Here is a 25,013-nt window from a genome sequence, read left to right as displayed (position 1 = left end):
CTAGACTGTAAGCATTTTCTAGCAGCACTAGATGATAAAGTTGTGCTTTCCGATTCTACGTGAGTTTGAGATATTTTGCTTGGTACAGGAAACATATAAACCTCTAATAGTTAGGCTAGGTGAGTTTTTGAAAAGATCCTCGTCTTACAGTTAGGTATAGAAAAATAATTTGAGAAACTTGTGAGGAATGCAAAAGAGCAGATATGTTATTACATGGGTACTACGGTAAGCAACACAGAATCACATGACTAAGGTTAGGCTATAGGGCAATGCCTCAATTTTGAGAATGGGTCGCCACCAATATATCCAGTAGCCTCAGCAACCATAACCCTTGGACGTTGCTCATCCATAGTTCTGACTTTTCACGGGAAGCCCTCAAACCACGAAACAGCGTGGCTTTTTCCACAAAATTATTCTCAATAGTTTTAGATTAATGAAAATGACGAACGGAAAAATCAGGGCTTGGGAAACCCTCAAAATAACTTTTTCCACATACCGTGAAAAGTCAGGTCGTGAGAAAATTCATCTCACGTTATGTGAATATGCAGCAGGGCATTATGCTGCTGATTTAGATGACGAGAAAATACATAAATGGTTAGAGAAAGTTAGGCAAGACTAATAGACAGATGGTTGTCTATGCTTTGCTCTCAGTACAATTATTTGCTAGCAGACAGATTTAATTGGTATAAACATAATCGTTGCCCAGTCAACGCTTGTCCTCTTGTTTGTCATCTTCCAGGGTTAAGAGATAATCCAGACTATTACAGTCAGAAGAAAACGTTACCATTACTCAAAAAGACGCATCCTCATTACAGTGATATTCACTCACAAGTTTTGCAGGATGTAGTCAAGCGAGTTAAAGTAACTTTTGACCGTTTTTTAAGTGGAGATAGCAACGGTAAGAGAAGTGGTAAACCTCGCTTTAAGTCTCGTGACCGTTACCGGACTTTTACCTATCCACAAATGAAGGATGATTGCATTAAAGGAAGAGTGATATGTCTGCCAAAATCAGGAAATATCAAGTTAATCTTGCATCGTCCAATGCCAGATGGGTTTAAGGTAAAAACCGTATCAGTTACGAAAAAAGCTGATGGTTATTATCTAACCCTGAGCCTTGAAGATCCAACAGTTCCAAGTGTTAATCCCGACATTAATCCAGATTCAATGACTGGTATTGACCTTGGTTTGAAGGAGTTTTTAACCACTTCAACAGGTGAAACGGTCGAAATACCTCAGCACTACCGCAAGTCTCAAAAACGTTTACGTGTCATTCAAAAGCGACTATCACGACGCAAAAAGGAGAGTAATCGTAGACGCAAAGCTGTAAAACAGTTGGCTAAGCAACACAAAAAAGTTGCCGAGAAACGGAAGGATTTTCACTTCAAAACAGCCAAACAATTGCTGTCAAAATACGACGTTGTTGCTCATGAAGACCTCAACGTTAAAGGACTTTCAAAGTCACAGCTTGCCAAGTCTGTGCATGATGCTGGATGGTCAAGCTTCCTGTCAATTCTAACCACCAAAGCCGAAAATGCTGGGTTGTTGGTAATAGCTGTGAATGCTTCTGGCACATCACAAGACTGTTCTAGTTGTGGGGTGAAAGTTCCTAAAAGGCTGCATGAAAGATGGCATTCTTGTCAATGTGGATGTAGTCTCGACCGCGACCACAACGCAGCCAGAAATATAAAAAATAGAGCGCTGGGGCATCGCGTTCTTAAAGCTCAGTCAATGTCCGACGGGATACCGGGAGTCACTCTTGAGCCTACACTGACTGAGTACAGTACAGTGTAGGAGTATGTCACAGATCTCACTTTGCAGTTTCCTCAAAAAAGAGCAGCAAAAGCGAAGTCCCAAGAGTTTTCCATTATTCCCACAGGTGAACTGCGTCATTCGCAGAATCAGGAATACGAAGTAAAGAGCCGTAAACTCAACATTTGTCCAGATACAGAGCAAGTATTCGTCCATCTATTTGGGGAACAACCAAACGCTTTTTGGCTTGATAGCAGTCAAGTAGAACAAGGTTTATCGCGCTTCTCCTTCATGGGTGATGCTAGCGGTTCTAACAGTCTGCTAGTCCAGTACAACACTCAATTCAAACAATTAGCTGTCACTCAAGCAGGTAAAGTGACGTTTCACAAAGACAGCATCTTTGAGTATCTGAAGCACGAAACTGAGCGCCTGTACTGTAGCTCTGATGAGCTTCCCTTTGACTTCAACTGTGGATTTGTTGGTTACTTTGGTTACGAACTCAAGGCGGAATGCGGAGGCAAACTGGAAAATCCCTCACAGCTTCCCGATGCGACCTTTTTGTTGGCTGAGCGGGTTATTGCGTTCGACCACCAGGAACAAACGACTTATCTGCTTTGCCTTACGAAGATGGGGGAGAGGGCGCAAGCGGAAGCCTGGTTCAATACCATAGAGCAGCAACTTTGCACGCTGCCTCCTTTACCCCCATCTCTAGAGGAGTACACTCAGAAGTCAGTAACTTTTTGCTTCAGTCGATCTTATCAGACATATCTAGATAACATTCAACAATGCCTGCAAGAAATCGCTGAAGGAGAAACTTACGAAGTCTGTTTAACTAACAAAATTCATACAGACACCAACCCCGCTCCGCTGACCCTTTATCGAACCTTACGCCGAACTAATCCAGCACCTTACTCGGCATTCCTGCGATTTAACGATCTTGCTATCCTCAGTTCTTCCCCAGAACGCTTTCTTAAAATTGACCGCGATCGCTGGGTGGAGTCGAAACCGATTAAAGGAACTAGAGCTCGTGGGGAAACTCCGGAAGCAGACCTTGCTATGCGCGAGAACTTACGCAGCGAAGAAAAAGATCGCGTTGAAAACTTAATGATTGTAGATTTGTTACGCAACGATTTAGGACCAGTATGTGAGGTAGGCAGCGTACACGTTCCGAAATTAATGGATGTGGAAACTTATGCTACAGTACACCAATTGGTAAGTACTATTTGTGGTCGCCTGCGCCCAGATATGAGAGCCATTGACTGCATCCGAATAGCATTCCCTGGCGGATCAATGACTGGAGCGCCCAAACTGAGAACAATGGAGATTATTGACAGACTGGAGCGAGAAGCACGCGGTGTTTACTCAGGGGCGATTGGATTTCTAGGGTTGAATGGTACTACAGACCTCAATATTGTCATCCGCACTATGGTAGTTACTCCTAGCGATATATCTATTGGTGTGGGAGGAGCAATCGTGGCTCTATCCGATCCTCAAATGGAATTTGATGAAACTCTCCTCAAGGCACAGGCTTTGATCCGTGCCATTCTACTCACCGTTCATGGAGAGATCGATCCGAGCCGATATCAGATCCTTGGCACGCAGGTTGAGAAGAAGCTCGTGCATCAATGAACTGTGAGCGGTTAAATTTGGAATATGCGGGAAGCATAGGCAATCAGTTCCTCCAAGCAAGGTGAGAGTGTTTCTTTGGATCTAGTAAGTGCATTGTAAAACTCTTGTTGATGATTCGCATAAGCCATGTCTGCAAGCTGTTTTAAGCTTGCAGACATGGCTTCGCGTGCTTGTGCAGCATAGGGATTGTCAACCTGAATTCTCCAATAGATTTCAGGAGCCTGATTCGTAATACGCGCAAACAGCGCGAGCAGGGTTCGGTGCACTGGTGTCGAGATCGGGAGCGCTTTATTTGGATCGTAACCAAGTTCAGTTAGGCAGATTCCGAACGAAATAATTGCCGCATGTGTTGCAACTTGGGTGATGGCAGTCTGCCGATCGTGTTCGCTTGCTGTCATTGAGGTTACATGAGCGCCCCACTTTTCCATAAGGCTGATAAAATTATCTGAACGGAGACCTGACGATAACTGCACGGTGACAACGTTGTTGTCGCGAAATCCGAGGTCAGGAGCAAACATTGGATTGATGCTAAGTAATTGTAGGTCTTCCCTAATGTTTGTCACCTTCTCCGCTAAGGTAGTTTTAACCGATAGAGTATCCACTATAAGCGCATCGGCAGACATTGCCGGGATGAAATGCTCCAAAGCTACAAATGCTACACTTTCAGGGAGGCAGATGAGCAAGCAATCGACTTGGCGAGCGATCGCCAGCATATTTTTGTCAGGTTGACTAAGGTCGCCGCAAAGATAGCGAGCGCACTTGGCTAGTTTGTCTGGCTGCGGTGCCAAATCGATGCCAAAAATACTAAGCCCTTCTTCTGCAAGTAAATTGGAAAAGAGTTTACCGAATCCACCGTTTAAGCCAAGAATCAATACTTTTTCGATATTCATAGTTGCACACTATCGTTGGAGGTGTTTTAAATCTGCCAGATTCACGACCAGGGCGGGATGGGAATTAAGAATCACGCTCATATTAAAGTTCTTTTACTTATTGACATATGATATCTTGTCTGAAAATGTCACGAATGCTTAAGGTAAGCAATGCATTTAACTCTTTATCATAGGAAAATTGAAGCTTCCACTTCACTGATAACTTATTCTTATAAATAGACTATTGGTTACCCCCACCTGTAGAGGTGGTTGTGGTTTCTGTTGGCGATTGCCCGTAAGGGCACTGTGCTCCCTTGCTATCGCCTTAAGGGAAAAACTTTTCGATAAAACTGAAAGTGCAAGTTCGATGTACAACAGCTTAGCACAGATCTGTTGCAGTCAGCAGTTACGATAATTACAGCAGAAATTAAGTTTGTCCTTAACTTAGCGATTTTAACTGGTGAAACCTTTTTTAAAGGTAGAAACTTTAATACAGAGTTATCCTTCCCAGTACCGCTTGGTCTGTGTCGAATAAACCCTCACCTTTAGTGAAGGCCAGTATATTGCTAACAGTAGCTCGTGTATTAGATGTATACCTTCGGGTCTCGGCTTTGAAGGAACTCCTGAGCAACTCTGGCTTCAGCCCCTTTAAAGGTTGTTGCTGCAGAAGACACCATAACTGGCAAAACAAGTTGAGAACCTGTAATGCAAGTAACGTTAATCAATGCTTTGAAAAACGCAACTATGAACCCTTTGCAAACCCTGCAGAATTACGGGCAGTCTGTCTGGCTAGATTACATTCGGCGCAGCCTGATTACCAGTGGCGAACTGCAACGCTTGGTGGATGAGGATGGGTTGCGTGGTGTCACGTCCAACCCTGCCATTTTCGAGAAAGCTATTGCTGGCAGCACTGATTACAATGATGCACTCATTGCGCTTGAGCAGCAGCAAGACATGGACGTCATGTCGCTCTATGAGCAATTGGCGATAAGCGATATTCAAAACGCTGCTGATGTATTGCGACCTGTTTATGAGCAAACGAACAAGCGTGACGGCTACGTTAGCTTGGAAGTATCACCGTACCTTGCTCACGACACGCAAGGCACGATTGCAGAGGCACGACGACTCTGGCACGTGGCCTTTCGCTCGAACGTAATGATTAAAGTGCCCGCAACGCCTGCAGGTATCCCTGCCATCAAGCAACTCATTAGCGAGGGCATCAACGTTAACGTCACGCTGCTATTCTCTCAGGAAACCTACGAGCTAGTCGCAGATGCTTACATCAGTGGTTTAGAAGCGTTTGCAGCACAAGGTGGGGACGTGAGTAAGGTAGCCAGCGTCGCTAGCTTCTTCATCAGCCGCATTGATACTGCGATTGATGCGATCGCCACTGCCCGTATCAAGACAGCTACCAGTGCCAGTGAGCAGGCGTCCTTACGCACCATCCTCGGCAAAGTTGCCATTGCTAATGCTAAACTGACTTATCAACGCTATCAGGAAATCTATCAGAGCGCCCAGTGGCAGGCTTTAGCGGGTAAGGGTGCACAAACGCAACGACTCTTGTGGGCCAGCACCAGCACGAAGAACCCCCTGTATCGCGACGTGATTTACGTGGAGGAACTCATTGGTGCAGATACAGTGAACACGATTCCTCCAGCAACGTTTGACGCGTTTCGCGATCGCGGACAGCCCCGTGCCAGCTTGAAAGAGCATCTGGAAGAAGCGCACGACATAATGGAAACCCTCTCTCGGGTCAATATCTCAATGCAGGATGTCACAAAGCAGTTATTGACGGAGGGGGTACAGCTATTCATTGAAGCGTTTGACAAGTTGTTAAGTGTCGTGGAGAAAAAGCGTGAAGCGGTGCTAGGCACAGACCTAGATCGGCAAACTTATTCTCTGCCAGATGACCTCACCAAGAGCGTTCAAGCATCTCTCAAAGATTGGCTTGTTAACGGCAAGGTGCGGCGATTGTGGGCGCAAGATGCTTCGCTCTGGACAGGTACGGATGAGAACCGTTGGCTCGGTTGGCTCGGTATCACTGAAGACCAACTGGCGCACATTGACCACCTCAAAAAACTTGCCGAAAAAGTCAAGAGTGAGGGTTTTGAACACGCACTACTACTAGGAATGGGCGGCTCTAGCCTGTGCCCTGAAGTGATGAAGCTCACCTTCGGCAGGGTGCTGGGTTACCCTGAACTACACGTGCTGGATTCGACAGATCCGGACCAAATCAAGGCGGTCGAGAGTAAAGTGGACCTTACCAAGACCCTGTTCATCGTGTCTAGTAAGTCGGGCGGCACCCTAGAGCCAAACATCTTCAAGCAGTATTTCTTCGACCGGATACAACAAGTCCTTGGTGCTGAAGAAGCAGGTAAACGCTTCATTGCCATTACTGACCCCGGCTCGAAACTCCAGCAGGTGGCTCTTGGCGACAACTTCCGTGATATTTTCTTTGGCTTACCCAGTATCGGCGGGAGGTATTCGGCCCTGTCACATTTCGGCTTGGTGCCTGCAGCGATTATGGGTGTGGATGTCGCGAAGTTCCTCGACTATACTGAGGAAATGGTACACTCTTGCGCCGCAACCGTTCCCGCCGCAGACAATCCCGGTGTGGTTCTAGGAACAATTCTGGGGGTGCTTGCTAAAGCGGGTCGGGACAAAGTCACCCTCATCACCTCGCCGGGTATCTCAGATTTGGGCGCGTGGTTGGAGCAGTTGCTGGCTGAGTCAACGGGCAAGGACGGCAAGGGACTGATTCCTATTGACCAGGAACCCTTAGGGAAGCCCGAGGTCTACGGCAGCGATCGCTTGTTTGTCTACGTCAGGCTGGAGTCAGCCCCAGATCCAAACCAGGATGCAGCGGTAGATACCTTAGAACAAGCAGGGGAGCCGATAGTACGCATCCTGATACAAGACCCCTATCAATTAGGTCAGGAGTTTTTCCGGTGGGAAATTGCCACTGCTGTTGCAGGCTCGATTATTGGGATTAACGCCTTTAACCAGCCGGATGTGGAAGCGAGCAAAATCGCCACGCGACAGTTGACGTCCGAGTATGAACAGACGGGTGCATTCCCAGCAGAAACGCCAATTTTAGCAGAAAACGGCATTCAGTTGTTCACCGACCAGAAAAATGCGGCAGAACTCTTTGAAGCGGCAGGCGAACGCTCACTGGTGGGCTATTTGCGGGCACACCTAGACCGTATCCAAGCTGGTGATTACTTTGCTCTGCTGGCTTATGTCGAGATGAACGACCCGCACCAAGCGCAACTACAAACAATCCGGCAAGCTGTCCGCGATGCGAAGCAAGTAGCAACTTGTTTGGGCTTCGGTCCCCGCTTTTTACACTCCACAGGGCAGGCTTATAAGGGTGGACCGAATACGGGTGTCTTTTTGCAAATTACTTGCGATTCGACAATCGATTTGCCTGTGCCCGGACAGAAATACAGCTTTGGTGTTGTCAAAGCGGCTCAAGCACGCGGCGACTTCCAGGTATTGGCGGAGCGGGAGCGACGCGCTTTGCGAGTGCACCTGGGTTCGGATGTGCAGGCAGGTTTAGCGACCTTACAAACAGCCATCAAGCAAGTTTTGCTCTAAATCAGCAATCTGAAGGAGAAATAATATGCAACTAGGTATGTGTGGTCTGGGGCGCATGGGCGCAAATATAGTCCGGCGTCTGCTACGAGACGGACACGAGTGTATCGTATACAACCGGACCCCCGACAAAGTGAAGCAGTTAGAAAGTGAAGGGGCACAAGGGACGACTTCCCTAGACGATTTCGTCAATCAATTGACTAAACCTCGTGTAGCTTGGGTAATGGTGCCAGCCGGTGACGCAACAGAGCAAATAGTCATGGAGCTAGCACAGAAGATGGAGCCAGGTGACATCATCATCGATGGCGGCAATTCCTACTACAAAGACGATGTGCGCCGTGCTAAGGTTCTGCAAGATATGGGCATCAACTATGTAGATGTGGGAACCAGCGGCGGAGTATGGGGATTGGAGCGAGGTTACTGCCTAATGATTGGCGGTGAAAAAGGGATTGTTGAACATCTAGACCCGATTTTCAAGACTATTGCTCCCGGACAAGGTGACATCTCCCGTACGCCGGGGCGGGAAAAACTGAGCAGCACTGCTGAAGCTGGTTACCTGCACTGTGGTTCAAACGGTGCTGGGCATTATGTCAAGATGGTTCACAACGGCATTGAGTACGCCCTGATGCAAGCCTACGCCGAAGGCTTCGATATCTTCCGTAATGCCAACTCGCTGGAACTGTCCGAGGCTTATCGCTATGACCTTAATGTAGCAGACATTGCCGAAGTTTGGCGTCGGGGCAGTGTTGTAGGCTCCTGGCTACTAGACTTAGCGGCGATGGCTCTAGCCGAAAACCCAACTCTTTCCGATTATACAGGCTTTGTGCAGGACTCTGGCGAAGGGCGCTGGACAATTATGGCAGCGATAGAGTCAGCCGTGCCTGCCGATGTGCTGTCGGCGTCACTCTACACCCGCTTCCGCTCGCGCCAGGAGCACACCTTTGCCGAGAAGGTTCTGTCAGCGATGCGGCAAAAGTTTGGTGGGCACATAGAGCAGAAAGGCAGATGAGAAGCGTGTTGACGCTGGGCATTAAGAAAGATAAAGCCATGACGGGGCAAAAACAATGAACATGACTGATGAACGGCTAAATCGACCCGGTGACCCCTGCGTGATGGTAATTTTCGGCGCTGCTGGAGATCTGACCAAGCGCAAGCTGATTCCGGCTCTCTACAACTTAGTGCAAAGCAACCTGTTACCTAAGGAATTTGCCGTCGTGGGAGTGGCTCGTGCTCAGATGAGCACCGATGACTTCCGCCAGAAAATGAGTCGGGACATTCATGAATTTGCGACCAGCTCAGTCGATGCACAGCTTTGGGATTCGTTTGAAAAGCGGCTCTACTATCTGTCGGGTGAATTTCAAGACCCCAGCACTTATGAGCAGTTGCAGGAGCTACTGGCTACTGTGGACCAGGAATGCGGCACGCGCGGCAATTACCTATACTATCTAGCGACAGCGCCCAACTTCTTTAACGACATTATGTGGCAACTGGGGACTGCTGGGCTGGCTCGTGAAGAAGGTACTTGGCGGCGAGTGATTATCGAGAAGCCCTTTGGGCATGACTTTGATTCGGCTCGCGCTCTCAATAAAAATATCAGTGCCGTGCTGAAAGAAAGCCAAATTTACCGCATCGATCACTACCTTGGTAAAGAGACGGTGCAGAATATCTTGGTCTTTCGATTCGGTAATGGCCTATTTGAGCCAGTCTGGAACCGCCGTTACATTGACCACGTGCAAATTACGGTTGCCGAGAGTGTTGGTGTAGAAGGCAGGGGCGGCTACTATGAAGGAGCAGGTGCATTGCGGGACATGGTGCAAAACCATATGTTCCAGTTGCTGGCGCTGATGGCGATGGAGCCGCCGCTTTCGTTTGAAGCCGATGCAGTGCGGGATGAGAAGTCTAAATTGCTGCGGGCAATCCAACCCCTGAGCCCGGAAGAAGTCCTTACCCAGACAGTACGCGGACAGTATGGTGCGGGCACGGTGAAAGGCTCGTTAGTGCCTGCTTACCGCACTGAGTCGCGCGTTGCTCCTGATTCCGGTACTGAAACCTTTGTAGCGCTGAAGCTGATGCTCGACAACTGGCGCTGGGCTGGTGTGCCGTTTTATCTGCGGACTGGCAAAGCTCTACCCAGTCGCGTGACTGAAATTGCCATTCAGTTCAAGCACGTCCCGTTTTTACTGTTCCGTCAGACACCCGTCGAGCAACTGACACCGAATTTTCTGGTTTTACGCATCCAGCCCAATGAAGGCATCAGTTTGCAGTTTGGTGCTAAAGTTCCTGGTCCTTCCGTACGCATGGGCGCGGTGCAAATGGATTTTGAATACGCTGACTACTTTGGCACTCAGCCGAGTACTGGCTATGAAACGCTGCTCTACGACTGCATGATTGGCGACGCCACCCTATTCCAGCGAGCTGACAACGTTGAACTTGGGTGGAGTGTGGTAACACCAATTCTGGATGTCTGGAAAGCCTTACCTCCTCGTAGTTTCCCCAACTATGCGGCGGGTACCTGGGGTCCTAAAGAAGCTTTCGACTTGCTAGAGCGCGATGGGCGGCAGTGGCGGAGGATTGACCCATGATTCTAGCAGGTGACATTGGCGGCACAAAGACAATCCTAGCATTCTTCCAGGCTGAAGGCGGACGTTTGAGACCGATTATGGAAGCTACTTTCCCCAGCCGCGAGTACGCCAACCTTGATGAGATTGTCAGCAAGTTCGTGTCAATGCACAACCTACCCCTTACCCATGCCTGTTTTGGGATTGCTGGACCCGTCAAGCACGGACGCTCTGAGACGACCAACTTACCGTGGGTGGTCGATGCTAAAGTATTAGCCAGCAAATTAGGGTTAGAAACGGTTGGGTTGATCAATGACCTTGAAGCTAACGCTTACGGAATTGCGGCACTTGCGCCCACAGACTTTATAGTCCTTAACCAGGGTGCTAAGGAAGCGGAGGGCAATGCTGCTATCATCTCAGCCGGCACAGGGCTGGGAGAAGCGGGTTTCTACTGGGATGGTCAGCAGCATCGTCCTTTTGCCTGTGAAGGTGGTCATGCCGACTTTGCACCAAGGAATGAACTCCAGATGGAACTGCTGCGCTACCTGTTGCAGCGATATGCCCGCGTCAGTTGGGAGCGGGTTCTCTCTGGACCGGGTCTGTATAACATCTATCAATTCCTCCGCGATACTGGTCGCGCTCAGGAGCCTACTTGGCTTACAGAAGAACTGCGCCATCAAGACCCAACCACGGTCATTGCTCAAGTAGCTTTGGCAGGAAAGTGTCCTCTCTGCGAGCAGGCGCTGGAGCTGTTTGTCTCCCTCTACGGTGCAGAAGCAGGCAACTTGGCGCTGAAATTGATGGCGACCGGGGGAGTGTTTATCGGCGGTGGCATTGCACCCAAAATTATTGAGAAGTTGAAGGACTCGACCTTTATGGAAGCCTTTACAGCTAAAGGTCGTCTCCAGTCGTTGTTAGAAGCAATGCCAGTATGCGTTATCGTCAATAGCAAGGCGGCTCTGCTAGGCGCTGCGCTTCGGGCTGGCTACACCCAAGTTGCACCGAAACAGACCAATTTGTCAGCTATAGGAGGACATAGATTGTGAGTATAATAGAAAACAAAGTTAACTCAATAATACCACCGAAAGTCTCTCTGCTGGTCGCCGACGTGGACGGCACTCTGGTCACAAAACAGAAGGTTCTCACCGGGCGTGCTCGAAATGCGGTGTGTAAGTTGCACGCGGCGGATATCGTCTTCACAATCACAAGCGGGCGTCCACCCCGAGGTATGAAAACACTCATCGACGATCTTGCCTTGACAGCACCGATTGCCGCTTTCAACGGTGCGGTCTTCCTACGTCCAGATTTATCAATCATTGAGCAGAATCTTCTGAGTGCGCCGATCGCCAAGCGCGTTATCGAGATTATTGATTCCCATGGTCTTGATGTTTGGATCTACAGCGATAGCGACTGGTTTGTGCGCGATCGCCACGCCCCCCACGTTGACCGCGAAGAATGGACGATCAAGTTCCCGCCAACAGTTGTGCCAACATTTGATAACTTACTCAACAACGTAGCAAAGATTGTCGGCGTTAGCGACGACCTAGAAGCAGTGGTGCGGTGCGAAGCTGACACCCAGCGGGAGTTTAGAGAGCAGGTGTGCTGTGAAGCTGGCGCAAGTTCAGGTGGCGGGGAGCAGGTCTCTGCTGCTCGCTCCCAGCCCTATTACCTGGATGTCACTCATCCACGCGCTAACAAAGGGTTTGTGGTCGAGCGGCTCTCACAGATGCTGGCAATTCCCACTCACGAAATTGCAACTATCGGGGATATGCCCAACGATGTGCCAATGTTCTCAAAAAGCGGTCTGAGCATCGCAATGGGCAACGCTAGCCTTGAGGTACAGCATACCACCAAATATGTAACGACCTCTAACGAAGATGAAGGCTTCGCCAACGCAGTAGAACGCTACATTTTAAGCAGCCAAAGTTCGGCTCACGCCCCGAGCGCAGTTTATCAGATGGAAGAAACAAGATGAACAAATATGTGCAAGAAATCTTAAGCTGGTACGGCAGCGACAATCCAGGAACGCTGACCAACCTGTCCCGGCTCCTCAACCACGGCAAGCTTGCAGGCACTGGTAAACTGGTGATCCTGCCGGTGGATCAAGGCTTTGAACACGGACCAGCGCGTAGTTTTGCTCCCAACGCACCTGCTTACGACCCCCGCTATCACTTTGAGCTGGCAATCGAGGCTGGCTGTAATGCTTATGCTGCTCCCTTAGGTTTTTTGGAAGCAGGGGCGCGGGAGTTTGCTGGTGAGATCCCCCTGCTCCTCAAAGTCAACGACCACGATGTCCTCTTCGATGAGCAAGACCCGAACCAGGCTTTGACTGGCAGCGTGGCAGATGCGCTACGCTTGGGGTGCGTGGGCGTCGGCTTTACTATCTACCCTGGCTCAGCACATCGGATGGAGATGTATCAGCAGATCCGCGCCTACGCTGAAGAAGCCAAGCGCTGTGGCTTGGTGGTGGTCATTTGGGCTTACGCTCGTGGATCCGGTTTGAGCAAAAAGGGTGAAACCGCGATTGATGTCATCGGTTATTCTGCACAGATTGCCGCCCAGCTCGGCGCACATATCATCAAGGTGAAGCTGCCGACTGCACATATCGAGCAAGAGGCGGCACGCAAAGTTTACGAAAAAGAGCAAATTCCGATTGGGACCTTAACTGAGCGAGTGCGTCACGTAGTACAGTGTACCTTCAATGGACGGCGTATTGTCATCTTCTCTGGTGGTCCAACCGAAAGCGATGAAACAATACTTGATGAGATCCGCTCTATCCACTATGGCGGTGGGTTTGGCTCGATTATCGGACGCAACTCGTTCCAGCGGCCCAAGTCTGATGCGCTGCGGCTACTCAACAGCATCATGGAGATTTACAGAGAAATTCCTTAGTCTCTCACACCCATGAAAGGACGGGCCATGTTATCAGTAAAGTTTGACATCCAAGTTGTCACAAACGCTGAAGAGCTTAGCTTAAAAGCTGCAGAGGAATTTGTTCACCGGGCTGAAGAAGCGGTACAAGCACGAGGGATTTTTACCATCGCCCTAGCTGGCGGCTCGACGCCCAAAAGTCTTTACACGCTACTGGCTAGCGATACCGCATCCTTTCGAGAACAAGTGCCCTGGAACAAAGTTCACTTTTTCTGGGGTGATGAGCGCCATGTCCCACCAGATCATCCCGATAGTAACTACCGCATGGTGCAAGAGCGGCTGCTATCTCAAGTGCCTGTTCCACCAGAAAACGTACACCGGATCTTAACTGAAAATCCAGATGTTAGCAAAGCAGCAGACGAATATGAGCAAGTATTACGGGATTTCTTTGAGTTGCACGAGGGGAATTGGCCGCGCTTTGACTTGGTGCTTTTAGGAATGGGACCGGATGGGCACACCGCTTCCCTATTCCCAGGAACCAATGCTATCCACGAACAAACACATCTCGTCGCTGCTCCCTGGGTAGAAAAGCAGAATACCTACCGGGTTACCCTGACACCACCAGTGCTAAATAATGCCCTTTGCACGATTTTTCTCGTGAGTGGGGCAGAAAAGGCCGAAGCTCTGCGAGCAGTTTTGGAGGGCAATCTTGAGCCTGATCGCTTTCCCGCTCAGATTATCCGTCCAAAACAAGGGACGCTGTTATGGCTGGTAGATCAGGCGGCAGCCCGCCTCTTACAGAAGCAGGCATAGATAGGGAATTTCACCTCACCTCTAAACAAAACTAAGGAGATAAAAAATGGCTAACGTATTGATAGTGTATGCAACAGATTATGGCAATACACGGAAGATGGCTGAGGCGATCGCGTCAGGAGCTATGTCAGTCCCCGATACTCAAGTTTCCATCAAATTAGCGGAAGATGTCACAACAGATGACTTAATTGCCAGTGACGCACTTATTGTTGGGACGCCTGTTCATATGGGAAGCCCAGATTGGCGTGTCAAAAAATTTATCGATACAGTGTGCAGTCGGCTTTGGATGAAAGATAGCATGGTTGGCAAAGTTGGTGCTATATTCGCTACCGGCAGTGGCTATGGAAACGCTGGAGGTGGATCTGAACTCACGATGCTGGCTCTGTTAAATAACCTTGCTGAACTGGGGATGGTGCTGGTACCTCTTCCCAAAAATACCCCAGGCTACTACTTGGCAGGACTTCAGTGGGGACCTTACGGACGTTCTGCTGGGGAAAAGATGGAGCAAACGGGCGTAACGGACGAGAGGCTGGAAGCTGCAACGCACCACGGCGCAAATGTCTCTAGAATCGCTTCTGTTCTTAAAGGTCACGATTTGTTTGCCAAGCCAACTCCAGTTTTAGCTTAAACCCAAAAGAACGCAGGAGGATGTCGCTGGAATAAACAACGTAGAGCGTTGAAGACTGAAACAAGGTTGTAGATTCATACCAATCATTCTAATCTACAACCTTCTTTTTCTTAAAGCCTGAACAGACATCACACTATTTTAAAAGGAGAATACCATTGAAGCTTGAAGGTAAAGTCGCTTTAGTAACTGGCAGCAGCCAAGGAATTGGTCAAGCCATTGCAGCGCGTCTCGCCCAAGAAGGCGCAGACATCGTAATTGACTACCGCAGCCATCGGGAGGGTGCCGAGGAAACCCTAGCCAAGGTAGAAGCCACAGGACGCTCTGGCTTTATTATTAAGGCAGACTTGGGTGTAGTGAGTGAAGTCCGCCACTTGATTGAATCGTGTATCCAACACTTTGGTAAACTAGATATCTTAGTGAATAACGCTGGCATTGAAAAGAACGCTGATTTTTGGTCGGTATCAGAAGCAGATTATGATGCAGTGCTGAATGTCAACTTAAAAGGTGTGTTTTTTGTAACTCAAGCCTTCGTCCAGCACCTGATTGAGACCAAACGGACTGGAAAGATTATTAACATCAGTTCAGTCCATGAAGAACTCCCGTTCCCACACTTTACTTCTTACTGTGCTAGCAAAGGTGGCGTCAAAATGATGACGCGCAACCTAGCTATTGAGCTAGGACCTTTTGGAATAACGATCAACTCCGTCGCACCAGGAGCGATTGAGACTCCCATCAACACCAAGCTTTTAAACGATCCAGAGAAGCTGGGTGCTCTACTCAAGAATATCCCATTGGGTCGCTTAGGCAAGCCGCAAGATGTGGCTTCAGTAGTGGCTTTCCTAGCCTCCTCTGATGCTGATTATGTGACAGGTACAACCTTCTTTGTGGATGGTGGTTTGCTCTGGAATTATCAGGAGCAGTAGGGAGTTTTAGTGCTCTTGAGCGCGGGAGTAGTTGGTAACCAACTGATTAAAAGGACGGAATTTCACTTTCTCCCACCTAAAGCTACGGAGATTCGTTAAGAGGTTCAACATTATCTCTTAACTATCCGACAGTCGGATCTAAAAAATTCCTTAGGTTTGATTCGGTGGCTCAATCCACATGAATTGATAACTTCCGAGGCGTAACTTTCTCGTAGCCTGCTCTCAGGGTCAAACAATAGACTAGTATTTAGACTAGTATTTTGTATTTTACCATTGATTCACTGCAATTAAAATTACCCGCGTCGGATTTCCTCTCCTAGATAAATCACAAATGTGGCATGGCATAGTGACACATTTTTAGGGACTCCCACCCTCCCGTATTATTCAGGTGAAAATTAGACATTACCTAAGAAGAAAACTATGACTCAAGAAGAAGCAAGATTAGCAGCCGATCGCGATCGCACAGAGTACTGGAAGCGGTGGGGTCCTTATTTAAGTGAACGACAGTGGGGAACAGTGCGAGAAGATTACAGCGCGACTGGGGAAGCTTGGGACTACTTCACCCATGACCAAGCCCGTTCCCGCGCTTATCGGTGGGGAGAGGATGGCATTGCCGGAATTTCAGATAACCACCAACGACTTTGTTTTGCCATTGCCCTTTGGAATGGTGAGGATGCTATTCTCAAAGAGAGAATGTTTGGCTTAACGGGAAGTGAAGGCAATCATGGGGAAGATGTCAAAGAATACTACTTCTATCTGGACAATACCCCCACGCATTCCTACATGAAATATCTTTACAAATATCCTCAAGCTGCTTTCCCCTATGCCCAATTAGTTGAAGAAAATCGCAACAGAGGTCGCAAAGCCTGTGAGTTTGAATTGCTTGATACGGGTGTGTTTACCGATGACCGCTATTTTGATGTCATTGTAGAGTATGCAAAGAATTCACCTGAAGATATTCTCATTAAAGTCAGTATCATCAATAGGGGATCAGAAGCAAAAACGCTGTATCTTTTGCCAACCCTTTGGTTTCGCAATACCTGGTCTTGGGATACCAGTAAAGAAAAGCCTTTTCTAAAGGTTTTCAAATCTGACACTGACTTAAGCGTCATAGAAGCTTCCCATTCAACGCTAGGAGATAGATGGCTTTACTGTGAGGGTGCAACGCAACTGCTTTTTACAGAAAATGAAACTAACCATGAAAGATTATTTGGGGTGAGGAACGCTTCTCCTTACGTCAAAGATGGAATTAACGATTATGTGGTGCATGGTCGAAAAGAAGCTGTCAATCCCAATCTGATCGGCACCAAAACCTCAGCTTATTATGAATTGTCAATCGGTGCAGGCGAAACCAAAATAGTGCAATTGCGGCTAAGCGATACTCCCCCTTATCAAGAGGGGACACAAGAAGGTGTGGAACCGTTTGGTGCTGAGTTTGAGAGAATTTTTCAAAATCGTATCTCAGAAGCAGATGAATTTTATCACCGCATCTGTCCCTTCCAGCTATCTGATGATATGCGGAATGTGCAACGACAGGCATTTGCTGGTATGTTGTGGAGTAAGCAATTCTATTACTACGTAGTCGAAGAATGGCTTAAAGGCGATCCAGGAAACACACCACCACCACCCGAACGCAAGCGCGGCAGAAATCATGAGTGGATTCATCTGTTTAATGATGATATTCTCTCTATGCCGGACAAGTGGGAATACCCTTGGTTTGCAGCATGGGATTTGGCGTTTCATCTGATCCCACTCGCAATGATTGACCCAGATTTTGCCAAGTACCAGTTGGATGTCCTGACGCGAGAGTGGTACATGCACCCTAACGGTCAAATTCCAGCGTATGAATGGGCTTTTGCCGATGTCAACCCACCTGTTCACGCTTGGGCTGCCATGCGTATTTATCAAATAGAAAGAAAAATGTATGGTCGCGCTGATAAAGATTTTCTGGAACGTGTGTTTCAGAAGTTGCTGCTTAATTTTACTTGGTGGGTGAATCGGAAAGATGTAGAAGGAAACAATGTTTTTCAGGGCGGCTTTCTGGGATTGGACAATATCGGTGTTTTTGACAGAAGTGCTGAACTTCCCACAGGTGGACACATTAATCAGGCGGATGGCACCAGCTGGATGGGGATGTATTGTCTGAATATGCTGACGATCGCACTGGAACTGGCAAAAGACAATTCAACCTATGAAGATATTGCCAGCAAGTTTTTTGAACATTTCCTTTACATTGCTGATGCGATAGATGGCATTGGCGAGGGAGAAATCGCTTTATGGGATGAAGCTGATGGTTTTTACTACGATGCGCTGCATTTGCCCGATGGTCGCCATTGTCCCATGAAAGTGCGCTCGATAGTAGGGTTATCTCCACTGTTTGCCGTTACCACTTTGGAACCGGAAGATTTGAAGACGTTACCAGGCTTTAGACGCCGGATGGAATGGTTTATTCGCAATCGTCCTGACTTGAGCCGAAATGTCGCTTGTATGGAAACACCTGGTGTTGGTGCCAGAAGATTGCTAGCGATCGCGTATCGAGATAAACTCCGCCGCATCCTGCAAAAAATGCTAGATGAGACAGAATTCTTAAGTCCCTATGGCATCCGCGCTGTTTCTAAATTTCATGCGTCCCATCCCTACATTCTTGCAATAGATGGTCAAGAATACCGGGTGGATTACGAACCCGCTGAGTCCAGCACCAATTTGTTTGGCGGTAATTCCAACTGGCGTGGACCGATTTGGTTTCCCATAAATTATCTGATCATTGAGTCACTCCAAAAGTTTCATCATTACTTAGGCGACGATTTCAAAGTGGAATGTCCGACTGGTTCTGGTCAAATGATGACACTTTGGGAAGTTGCAGCTGAGTTATCTCAAAGGCTGACTCGGATTTTCTTACAAGAACCATCCGGTCGCCGACCTGTTTATGGGGGTACAGAAACGTTCCAAACAAACCCTCATTGGTGCGATCTGATTCTTTTTAATGAGTATTTTCACGGCGATAACGGTGCCGGAATTGGTGCTAGCCATCAAACGGGCTGGACGGGGTTAGTAGCAAAACTCATCCAGCAGTACGCAAAATATGGCGGAGAAAATGGTTTCGTTCCAAAAACTGACGATGCTTTGGTAAAAGTTGTTAAGCCTAACGCTACGCTTCCCGCTGTTGGCTCGATAACATGAAAACCACTGTTTAAGTTTCGCCTTAAGTTAACGTTCTTTAGTTGTCAAAATTTTCAGAGTGCATAATACTAAATTGGATCATTTAATAAACAGGAGTGTTGCGAAAAACAAGACATGGTCAACAAGCACAGGAGGTCAACAATCTCCAAATTGAAGGATGTTGTTGGCGAATTACTAGAAAGCTCAATTTGTAGGGTGTGCAGTGCTTACCTACGGACACTGTTGGCGAATTAAAAACCTAACCCCCCAGCCCCCTTTCCTACGAGGCAAGGGGGAGCAAATTACAGGGTAAGCGCATCTTGTCAATAAAAATACCTGAGTGTCAATCAAGCCCAAAATAATTGCAGTCTTCGCTTGCTTATTGACGATGATTAGGCGATTGCGCCCAGCGCAGTGCCCTTTGGGCGATCGCCTTCACACGCGTGAAAATCAATCAAAGAATAAATCCTGACTTTCTCGTTTATCCATTAACCAATAATTTTGTCAAGTCTAATTTAGATGTGCTTACCCTGGAGCAAATTATCCCCTCTCCTTGTAGGAGAGGGGTAGGGGAGAGGTCAGCCCCTAAGCCCTTCGGGCACGCTACGCGAACGGGGAAGTCAAAAGTCAAAAGTCAAAAGTCAAAAGTCAAAAGTAAGAACCCCATAAATAGTTGTTGGCGAATAAATGAGGAGCCACACCCCCTAAGTTTCTCGTTCCCTGGCTCAGCCAGGGAATGCACTACTAGGAGGCTCGGCCTCCGGTACTTAGAGGCAGAGCCTCTTCGCTGGCATTTCCAGCCTGAGGCTGGAAACGAGTTTATCAGGGGTATTACCCCACACGAATTGACCAACAACATCATAAATTTAGGGGCTTGTACTTTTTCTTTCTGGTCAGTTACCTTAACTTTTTTTGGTACAAGATATCAGGATTTAAACGACTAACCGCTAACCGTCTTAACGACAGATATGTAACTTATAACCACATTAGCTTAATTTTGTCAACGAAGAAGCAAAGAGCTATAGCAATTTGATTTAAGTTGTAAGAAATCTTGCTCTCACAAACCCGGTTTCTTCAAAAAACTGGATTTCTCAGCTTACCTAATCATCTACAATTGCTATTTATAGTAGTAAGGAAAATTTATTAATCAACTATTGTAGCAAAATTTATAAGTTTGTGGCTAAGAAAGATAGTGAGGAAACTGTAGTTGTGAAGGGAGCTATACCGAAAACTTTAAAGCTTCGGTTCAAAGTTGTTTGTGTACAGAAAGAATTGGAGATGAGTGAGGTGTTGGAGGATTTGATCAGGCAATGGATACAAGCAGATGCGCCTATTACTGAATCCTCTATGGATATGTCTAACCAAGACCCTGAGGATGTTAAAGCATACGTCCCAAAATCTTTAAAGCTTCAGTTCAAAATGCTCTGCACTCAGAAACGAGTTACGATACGTTCTGTCTTATATATGCTCATCAAGCAATGGATAGAAAGGGGTGGTTCTACTTGTGGGTATTTGCCGCTTTAATTAAATTGCTATAGAAGGTAGCCCACCTGAATGCTTACGACTATTTTGCCAAAATCTCTCCCTTTATACAAAATTTGATGCTTGCGGTGGTTTCATCGAGCATCCTATCTCGGCTAAAATTATTAACTCTCAGTTTTTCAAAAATCGGAAAATACCTGATTCGACAGTTCCAGGTGAAGAATATAAGAACAAATCAAGTCTTTCAGCAGATTCATACCTATTGCTGTTAAATTTGTCCTTAAATTGTGGATCTTAAATGGACTAAACTTCACAGAGTTGAAAAACTCAGTAACAGAAAACTTCAGTCCACTTAAACGATTATGAACAATAAAACAAAATTAAAAATTGATTTTATTTTGTTATTTTAAATTTTGAATTTGCCTGAACAGAGCAATCTTTGTCTTATCAGACTAATCAAGAGCGCAAATGCATCTTGTCAAGAACAACATTTCAATGTCAATAAACCGGAAAAGAATCGCAGTCAACGCGAACGCTTATTGACAAAATTTTAGGCGATTACGCCCAGAGCAGTGTAATGCAGGGCAATCGCTCTGAGCCATGGAAAATCAATCAAACGATAAATTCTGATTCTTTCTTTGATACATAATTTTTTTTGTCAATATCAATTTAGATAGATTTGTCCTGAACTAATCAAGGGTTAAGCCAACCTGTAATACCAAATCTGCATTCAACAGACTGCTTTTGTTCCTCAGGTTAGAAACTTGGAACTACACAAACTAAGCCTGTCTGTGCATAGAGGTCAAATACCTGTACTCGTTACTAACTTACAATTTCAGGCAATAAAGCGAAAAATGAAAAGCGAAAAATGAATTGGAATCGAAGGGTATTAGCAAAACCTAAGTTATGTATCAAAATAAAAAATTTTGTACTTCAGTCTAAAGTTGTAAAAATGTAGTAAAATAAATCTAACAATTGGGTGAAAAAAATTAAAAAAAGCTTAAATAAGTTACGATTGCTACATTTTGCCTGGTTAGCTTACGGAGTTTCGTTTGTTATGCATATCTGCAACCAGTTGTAGACCGAGCTATTCAAAAAAGCAGTTGTATCGAGGTATAAAATATGAAGTCATTAAAGTCTTTGTGATTAAAGCAGATGAACTAAAGCGTCTCTAAATGGTTTCAAAAATCGTCTTGGAGCGAGTTGTTCATCGATGACTTGCTGCTATATACCCTGAGACATTTAAAACTACTTTATACAAGAAAAGGGGGCATCGTGTCTAGTTCTTCCGCTTTGCCTGGACATTCTCTCTTGCCATCACAGATTGAGTCTGCTACCCGACAGCGGCTTCAACAGAGTATAGTTGATGATTGGCCAGATGTGTCACTCGCCATGCTTTTGTCACCAATGTTGCAATTAAAGGGTACTTTGGAATTCATATTACCCAATCAGAACGACAAGGGCAGTTGGGACGATTCCAGTGCATATTGCATTGTCCTGAGTCTAGCTGCAATAAGAAATTTCCTTTAAGATACTAAGCGTGCTCTAGCCCCAAGACTTTAGAATGCGATGTGCAACTTTTAGAGTATTGGCTGAGAATGTAGGAAGCTGTTGGAGAATCTGTAGGGCTTAACAGCTTTTGAGCAGTAATAAACGAGTTTTAATAAGTATTTTAGACCTTGAAAAAGTACTTTCTGCCCAAAGTACTTTAATAGTAAAGGACTTTAGAATTTACATACCAACAGAGGTTTTAAACGAAGAAAGCACCTACTAGAGATAAGTTGCGTATTGCGTTTAAGGGATTTCCAACAAATAAATTATCCAATAAGAGTGTGGGGTGGGCATCCTTAAGCGCCCACTTTCTAAGACGGGCGCTTAATGCCACTCCTACAAGAAAAAGTTGGAGATTTTTTAATTTGGAATTCCTTAAGAGGATGTTTGTAAAGTACCGAGTTGTATCGAGAACCCCCCCTAACCCCCCTTACAAAGGGGGGAAAATAACCTCAAAGTCCCCCTTAATAAAGGAGATTTAGGGAAACCGAAAAGTTTTTGATACATAACTAACCACTTTTAAAACATGCTCTAAGAGCAAAACATGATCAGGAGTAACTTTACTAGGACTTACGCACTTTGCAAACATATTGTTGTTTCCATGCGCCAAGCAGCACGGTTGCGTAGTTGTCAGATGTCCAGTTTTTGAGCGATTTGCTGGCACAAAAAGTATTTCTATCCCTTAAGTGCATAAGTAGATTTTGCTTACACCTATGAAGAATATAGAAGGGAAATCTCACCAAATTTAACTGACCTTCAGTTTTTCAAGTACGTACAAAACACAGAATTGAATGTATGTCAATGCATAAGTCCTATTTACTTTGCATTTTGCTATGAACACACATTATAGAGTTGACAAACCACCCTAGTTTTGCATTAATATACATATGTATTTTGGAGTAATGCAGCCGCTGCAAAATGTGAGGTGTTTGACGCGGCTACTTAAGGCAGCACACCTTGGTGAACTACTGCCGATTCGGTTTTGCCACTCTTTGGAACTTCTCGGTAGTGACATCGATTATGTCAATGGTGTGTGCGATGTCAACGAGATTTATAGTAGGTCGCTAGCCGTGACCATTGATATGTTGAACCACTTGCGGACGCCGCCGCTGCGTTCAATTGCCTTTCTAGCGAATGCCCTATAGCTTTTGGGAACTTCCAAATTAAAAAATATCCAATTTTTTCTTGTGGGAGAAGCTTGGTGCCCGTCCTAGAAACTGGAGGAACCGGGATGCCCACTCCACAATATTGGATAATTTATTTGTTGGTTCAATAACACAAAAATGGCTGATTGTCAACCTATGTGCATCTACTTTACCGATTATGAGCGCTATAGATCATCCTATTAATAAGAAGACGACTGGAAAGTTAAAACGAGACACCCTTGTTTCATTCGCGCCAGATCATGCTAAGCAGCGAAAGTCTTCATCTGACTCTTCGATTCCTCTTGCAGATGTCCATTTAAATCGCCGGTTGGATATCCTGCCTTGCTCTAGCAGCCAGCAATCTACGTCTTTTTCGGTAGCTGAGGCGATCGCCAAGATGCTGGAAGATATGGGAGTGCAATATGCGTTTGGTGTTTCCGGTGGTGCGATCGCCCCCCTTTGGCAGGCACTGCAACATAGTTCCATACGCGTATTGCACTTTCGTCATGAAGCGGGAGCAGCTTTTGCAGCCGCTGAAGCGTACTTTGCAAGTGGTCGTCCGGTCGTAGTGTTTACCACAACCGGTCCGGGGATCACGAACGCGTTAACTGGGTTATTCGCTGCACGTTGGGAGGGTGCTAAGGTGATTTTCCTGTCGGCTTCCACCTCGACATCGCAACGCGGACGGTGGGCACTCCAAGAAACTAGCACTTACACCATGCCCAACGCTGGAATTTTTACCTCGGGAGATCTGTTTCATTACGCAACCACTCTCGAATGCAGTGATGAACTCCCAGAAGTCTATCGACGGCTGGCGAAAGGCTTTGCCCGACCGGATGGCTTTGTAGCACACTTGAGTATCCCCACCAACATCCAAACAAGTTCAGTCAAGACATCATTATCACGAGTGGCTCTCTCTGCCGCTCCCGCAGCCGCAAGTGAGGAAACGATTGCGGAATGTGCGCGGTTGTTGTCGGAAGAACCATTTGCTATTTGGGTTGGCTTTGGTGCGCGCTTTGCTGCTGCAGAGATTCGCCAGCTTGCCGAGAAAACGGGGGCTGCGGTGATGTGTTCGCCGCGCGGTAAAGGTATTTTTCCGGAGGATCATTCTCAGTTCGTGGGCGTTACGGGCTTTGCTGGGCATTCGTCGGTTTTGAGATATATGCAAGAGTATCGTCCTTTGCGGACGCTGGTACTTGGAACACGCCTTGGTGAATTTACCTCGTTTTGGAACCCCGTGATGATCCCCAAGCGAGGCTTTGTGCATGTTGATATCGACCCGGAAGTGCCTGGAACCGCGTATCCATCTGCTGAGACGTTCGCCATTCAGTCCGACGTGGGAATGTTTGTGAAGGGGCTGCTGAAGCACTTCCCGAAGCGTCAAAGTCGGTCAAAGGCTCTGTCGTTTCCAAGACCTAAGCGTAATGTAATCAATCCCAGCGCTTCGGGTCCGGTGCGACCCGAAGTACTTATGAATGTGATGCAACGGATAATTGTTGAGGGGAGCGATGCAGTAGTGATGGCTGAGGGGGGAAACTCATTTGCTTGGGCAATTAACCTACTGCGATTTACCAAACCAGGTCGTTTCCGGGTCAGTACCAGCTTCGGGGCTATGGGTCATACCGTCACGGGCGTTGTGGGTGCGGCGCTGGCATGCAAGGGTAAGGCTGCTGCTATCGTCGGGGATGGTGCGATGCTCATGAACAACGAGGTAAGCACAGCTGTGAAATATCAAATCCCCGCCGTCTGGATTGTACTCAACGATGGGCGCTACAATATGTGCGAGCAGGGCATGGCGTATGTAGGTTTCAAGGGTGCGGATGCAACGATTCCGCAGGTGGATTTCGTCAAAATTGCTTGTGGGATCGGAGCGGAGGGTATTCGGGTTGAAAGGGAGTCCGACCTCCATGTAGCGCTAGAGAAAGCCCTCGCAGCAAGCGAGCCATTTGTGATTGACGTGGTCATCGACCCCACGCAGATACCACCCTCTGAGAGTCGCAATCAAAGTCTGATTTCACAAGGCGCTACGAATTATTAAGAGG

Annotated in this window: 18 protein-coding genes and 1 pseudogene; 17 read left to right on the top strand and 2 right to left on the bottom strand. The window is 47.0% G+C overall.

Annotated elements, in window-relative coordinates; all coding sequences use genetic code 11:
• Positions 1-274 precede the first annotated feature (274 nt).
• Positions 275-406 carry a hypothetical protein gene (locus tag V5G28_RS16220; RefSeq protein ID WP_332991209.1) on the bottom strand — a complete coding sequence of 44 codons (132 nt, stop codon included), beginning with the start codon at positions 404-406 and terminating at the stop codon, positions 275-277.
• Positions 407-439: 33 nt separating this feature from the next.
• On the opposite strand from V5G28_RS16220, the gene V5G28_RS16215 reads away from it, so the two are divergent.
• The 3 genes and pseudogenes from V5G28_RS16215 to pabB all read left to right on the top strand — a co-directional run.
• Complete coding sequence (locus V5G28_RS16215) at positions 440-619, top strand: hypothetical protein (protein WP_336230908.1); 180 nt, start codon at positions 440-442, stop codon at positions 617-619.
• Between the two features lie 17 nt (positions 620-636).
• Positions 637-1,791 (top strand): RNA-guided endonuclease InsQ/TnpB family protein, encoded by a 1,155-nt coding sequence (locus tag V5G28_RS16210; RefSeq protein WP_336230907.1) that lies wholly within the window; start codon positions 637-639, stop codon positions 1,789-1,791.
• A gap of 12 nt (positions 1,792-1,803) precedes the next feature.
• Positions 1,804-3,378 (top strand): annotated as a pseudogene (pabB, locus tag V5G28_RS16205) (aminodeoxychorismate synthase component I); the annotation flags it as partial.
• Positions 3,379-3,389: 11 nt separating this feature from the next.
• Here pabB and V5G28_RS16200 read toward each other — a convergent pair.
• Positions 3,390-4,268 (bottom strand): prephenate dehydrogenase/arogenate dehydrogenase family protein, encoded by an 879-nt coding sequence (locus tag V5G28_RS16200; RefSeq protein ID WP_332991201.1) that lies wholly within the window; start codon positions 4,266-4,268, stop codon positions 3,390-3,392.
• A gap of 684 nt (positions 4,269-4,952) precedes the next feature.
• Between V5G28_RS16200 and V5G28_RS16195 the strand changes: the two genes are divergently transcribed.
• The 14 genes from V5G28_RS16195 to V5G28_RS16130 all read left to right on the top strand — a co-directional run bounded on the left by V5G28_RS16195 (position 4,953) and on the right by V5G28_RS16130 (position 25,009).
• On the top strand, positions 4,953-7,844 hold the full coding sequence (locus V5G28_RS16195) for a bifunctional transaldolase/phosoglucose isomerase (RefSeq protein ID WP_332991199.1): 2,892 nt from the start codon (positions 4,953-4,955) through the stop codon (positions 7,842-7,844).
• Positions 7,845-7,869: 25 nt separating this feature from the next.
• Positions 7,870-8,850, top strand: coding sequence for a phosphogluconate dehydrogenase (NAD(+)-dependent, decarboxylating) (gnd, locus tag V5G28_RS16190; protein WP_332991197.1), 981 nt, complete (start codon positions 7,870-7,872; stop codon positions 8,848-8,850).
• Between the two features lie 61 nt (positions 8,851-8,911).
• A complete protein-coding gene (gene zwf / locus V5G28_RS16185; RefSeq protein ID WP_332991385.1) occupies positions 8,912-10,423 on the top strand; it encodes a glucose-6-phosphate dehydrogenase in 1,512 nt (503 codons plus the stop codon).
• Positions 10,420-11,445 carry a glucokinase gene (locus V5G28_RS16180; protein WP_332991195.1) on the top strand — a complete coding sequence of 342 codons (1,026 nt, stop codon included), beginning with the start codon at positions 10,420-10,422 and terminating at the stop codon, positions 11,443-11,445. Before zwf ends, V5G28_RS16180 begins: the two co-directional genes overlap by 4 nt.
• The gene (locus tag V5G28_RS16175) at positions 11,442-12,374 is read left to right on the top strand and encodes a Cof-type HAD-IIB family hydrolase (RefSeq protein ID WP_332991193.1); all 933 of its coding nucleotides are present in this window, start codon (positions 11,442-11,444) and stop codon (positions 12,372-12,374) included. Before V5G28_RS16180 ends, V5G28_RS16175 begins: the two co-directional genes overlap by 4 nt.
• Entirely contained in the window at positions 12,371-13,291 is a 921-nt protein-coding gene (locus V5G28_RS16170) for a class I fructose-bisphosphate aldolase (protein ID WP_332991191.1), read from the top strand. The genes V5G28_RS16175 and V5G28_RS16170 overlap by 4 nt, the downstream gene beginning before the upstream one ends.
• Positions 13,292-13,318: 27 nt before the next feature.
• The gene (gene pgl / locus V5G28_RS16165; protein WP_332991189.1) at positions 13,319-14,083 is read left to right on the top strand and encodes a 6-phosphogluconolactonase; all 765 of its coding nucleotides are present in this window, start codon (positions 13,319-13,321) and stop codon (positions 14,081-14,083) included.
• Positions 14,084-14,129: 46 nt separating this feature from the next.
• The gene (locus tag V5G28_RS16160) at positions 14,130-14,711 is read left to right on the top strand and encodes a flavodoxin domain-containing protein (RefSeq protein ID WP_332991187.1); all 582 of its coding nucleotides are present in this window, start codon (positions 14,130-14,132) and stop codon (positions 14,709-14,711) included.
• Between the two features lie 155 nt (positions 14,712-14,866).
• The gene (locus V5G28_RS16155) at positions 14,867-15,634 is read left to right on the top strand and encodes a glucose 1-dehydrogenase (RefSeq protein WP_332991185.1); all 768 of its coding nucleotides are present in this window, start codon (positions 14,867-14,869) and stop codon (positions 15,632-15,634) included.
• Positions 15,635-16,054: 420 nt separating this feature from the next.
• On the top strand, positions 16,055-18,814 hold the full coding sequence (locus V5G28_RS16150; protein ID WP_332991183.1) for an MGH1-like glycoside hydrolase domain-containing protein: 2,760 nt from the start codon (positions 16,055-16,057) through the stop codon (positions 18,812-18,814).
• Positions 18,815-19,969: 1,155 nt separating this feature from the next.
• Positions 19,970-20,317, top strand: coding sequence for a hypothetical protein (locus tag V5G28_RS16145; RefSeq protein WP_332991181.1), 348 nt, complete (start codon positions 19,970-19,972; stop codon positions 20,315-20,317).
• Between the two features lie 1,233 nt (positions 20,318-21,550).
• A complete protein-coding gene (locus tag V5G28_RS16140) occupies positions 21,551-21,805 on the top strand; it encodes a hypothetical protein (RefSeq protein WP_332991179.1) in 255 nt (84 codons plus the stop codon).
• A 923-nt stretch (positions 21,806-22,728) separates the two neighbouring features.
• Complete coding sequence (locus tag V5G28_RS16135) at positions 22,729-22,971, top strand: hypothetical protein (protein ID WP_332991177.1); 243 nt, start codon at positions 22,729-22,731, stop codon at positions 22,969-22,971.
• 178 nt (positions 22,972-23,149) lie between these two features.
• Positions 23,150-25,009, top strand: coding sequence for a ScyA-related TPP-binding enzyme (locus V5G28_RS16130; RefSeq protein WP_332991175.1), 1,860 nt, complete (start codon positions 23,150-23,152; stop codon positions 25,007-25,009).
• Positions 25,010-25,013: the final 4 nt, after the last annotated feature.

The organism is Scytonema sp. PRP1 (genome assembly GCF_036697665.2).
Classification (GTDB): domain Bacteria; phylum Cyanobacteriota; class Cyanobacteriia; order Cyanobacteriales; family Nostocaceae; genus Kalymmatonema; species Kalymmatonema gypsitolerans.
The sequence above is the reverse complement of the archived record's forward strand: the minus strand, read 5'-3'. Positions and strand labels throughout refer to the sequence as shown.

Excerpts from the sequence above, each read along its gene's own strand:
- V5G28_RS16135 (WP_332991177.1), top strand. The coding sequence starts at position 22,729 with ATGCAGCCGCTGCAAAATGTGAGGTGTTTGACGCGGCTACTTAAGGCA.
- gnd (WP_332991197.1), top strand. The coding sequence starts at position 7,870 with ATGCAACTAGGTATGTGTGGTCTGGGGCGCATGGGCGCAAATATAGTC.
- pgl (WP_332991189.1), top strand. The coding sequence starts at position 13,319 with ATGTTATCAGTAAAGTTTGACATCCAAGTTGTCACAAACGCTGAAGAG.
- zwf (WP_332991385.1), top strand. The coding sequence starts at position 8,912 with ATGACTGATGAACGGCTAAATCGACCCGGTGACCCCTGCGTGATGGTA.
- V5G28_RS16210 (WP_336230907.1), top strand. The coding sequence starts at position 637 with ATGCTTTGCTCTCAGTACAATTATTTGCTAGCAGACAGATTTAATTGG.
- V5G28_RS16160 (WP_332991187.1), top strand. The coding sequence starts at position 14,130 with ATGGCTAACGTATTGATAGTGTATGCAACAGATTATGGCAATACACGG.
- V5G28_RS16130 (WP_332991175.1), top strand. The coding sequence starts at position 23,150 with ATGAGCGCTATAGATCATCCTATTAATAAGAAGACGACTGGAAAGTTA.
- V5G28_RS16215 (WP_336230908.1), top strand. The coding sequence starts at position 440 with ATGACGAACGGAAAAATCAGGGCTTGGGAAACCCTCAAAATAACTTTT.
- V5G28_RS16150 (WP_332991183.1), top strand. The coding sequence starts at position 16,055 with ATGACTCAAGAAGAAGCAAGATTAGCAGCCGATCGCGATCGCACAGAG.
- V5G28_RS16180 (WP_332991195.1), top strand. The coding sequence starts at position 10,420 with ATGATTCTAGCAGGTGACATTGGCGGCACAAAGACAATCCTAGCATTC.
- V5G28_RS16195 (WP_332991199.1), top strand. The coding sequence starts at position 4,953 with ATGCAAGTAACGTTAATCAATGCTTTGAAAAACGCAACTATGAACCCT.
- V5G28_RS16200 (WP_332991201.1), bottom strand. The coding sequence starts at position 4,268 with ATGAATATCGAAAAAGTATTGATTCTTGGCTTAAACGGTGGATTCGGT.
- V5G28_RS16170 (WP_332991191.1), top strand. The coding sequence starts at position 12,371 with ATGAACAAATATGTGCAAGAAATCTTAAGCTGGTACGGCAGCGACAAT.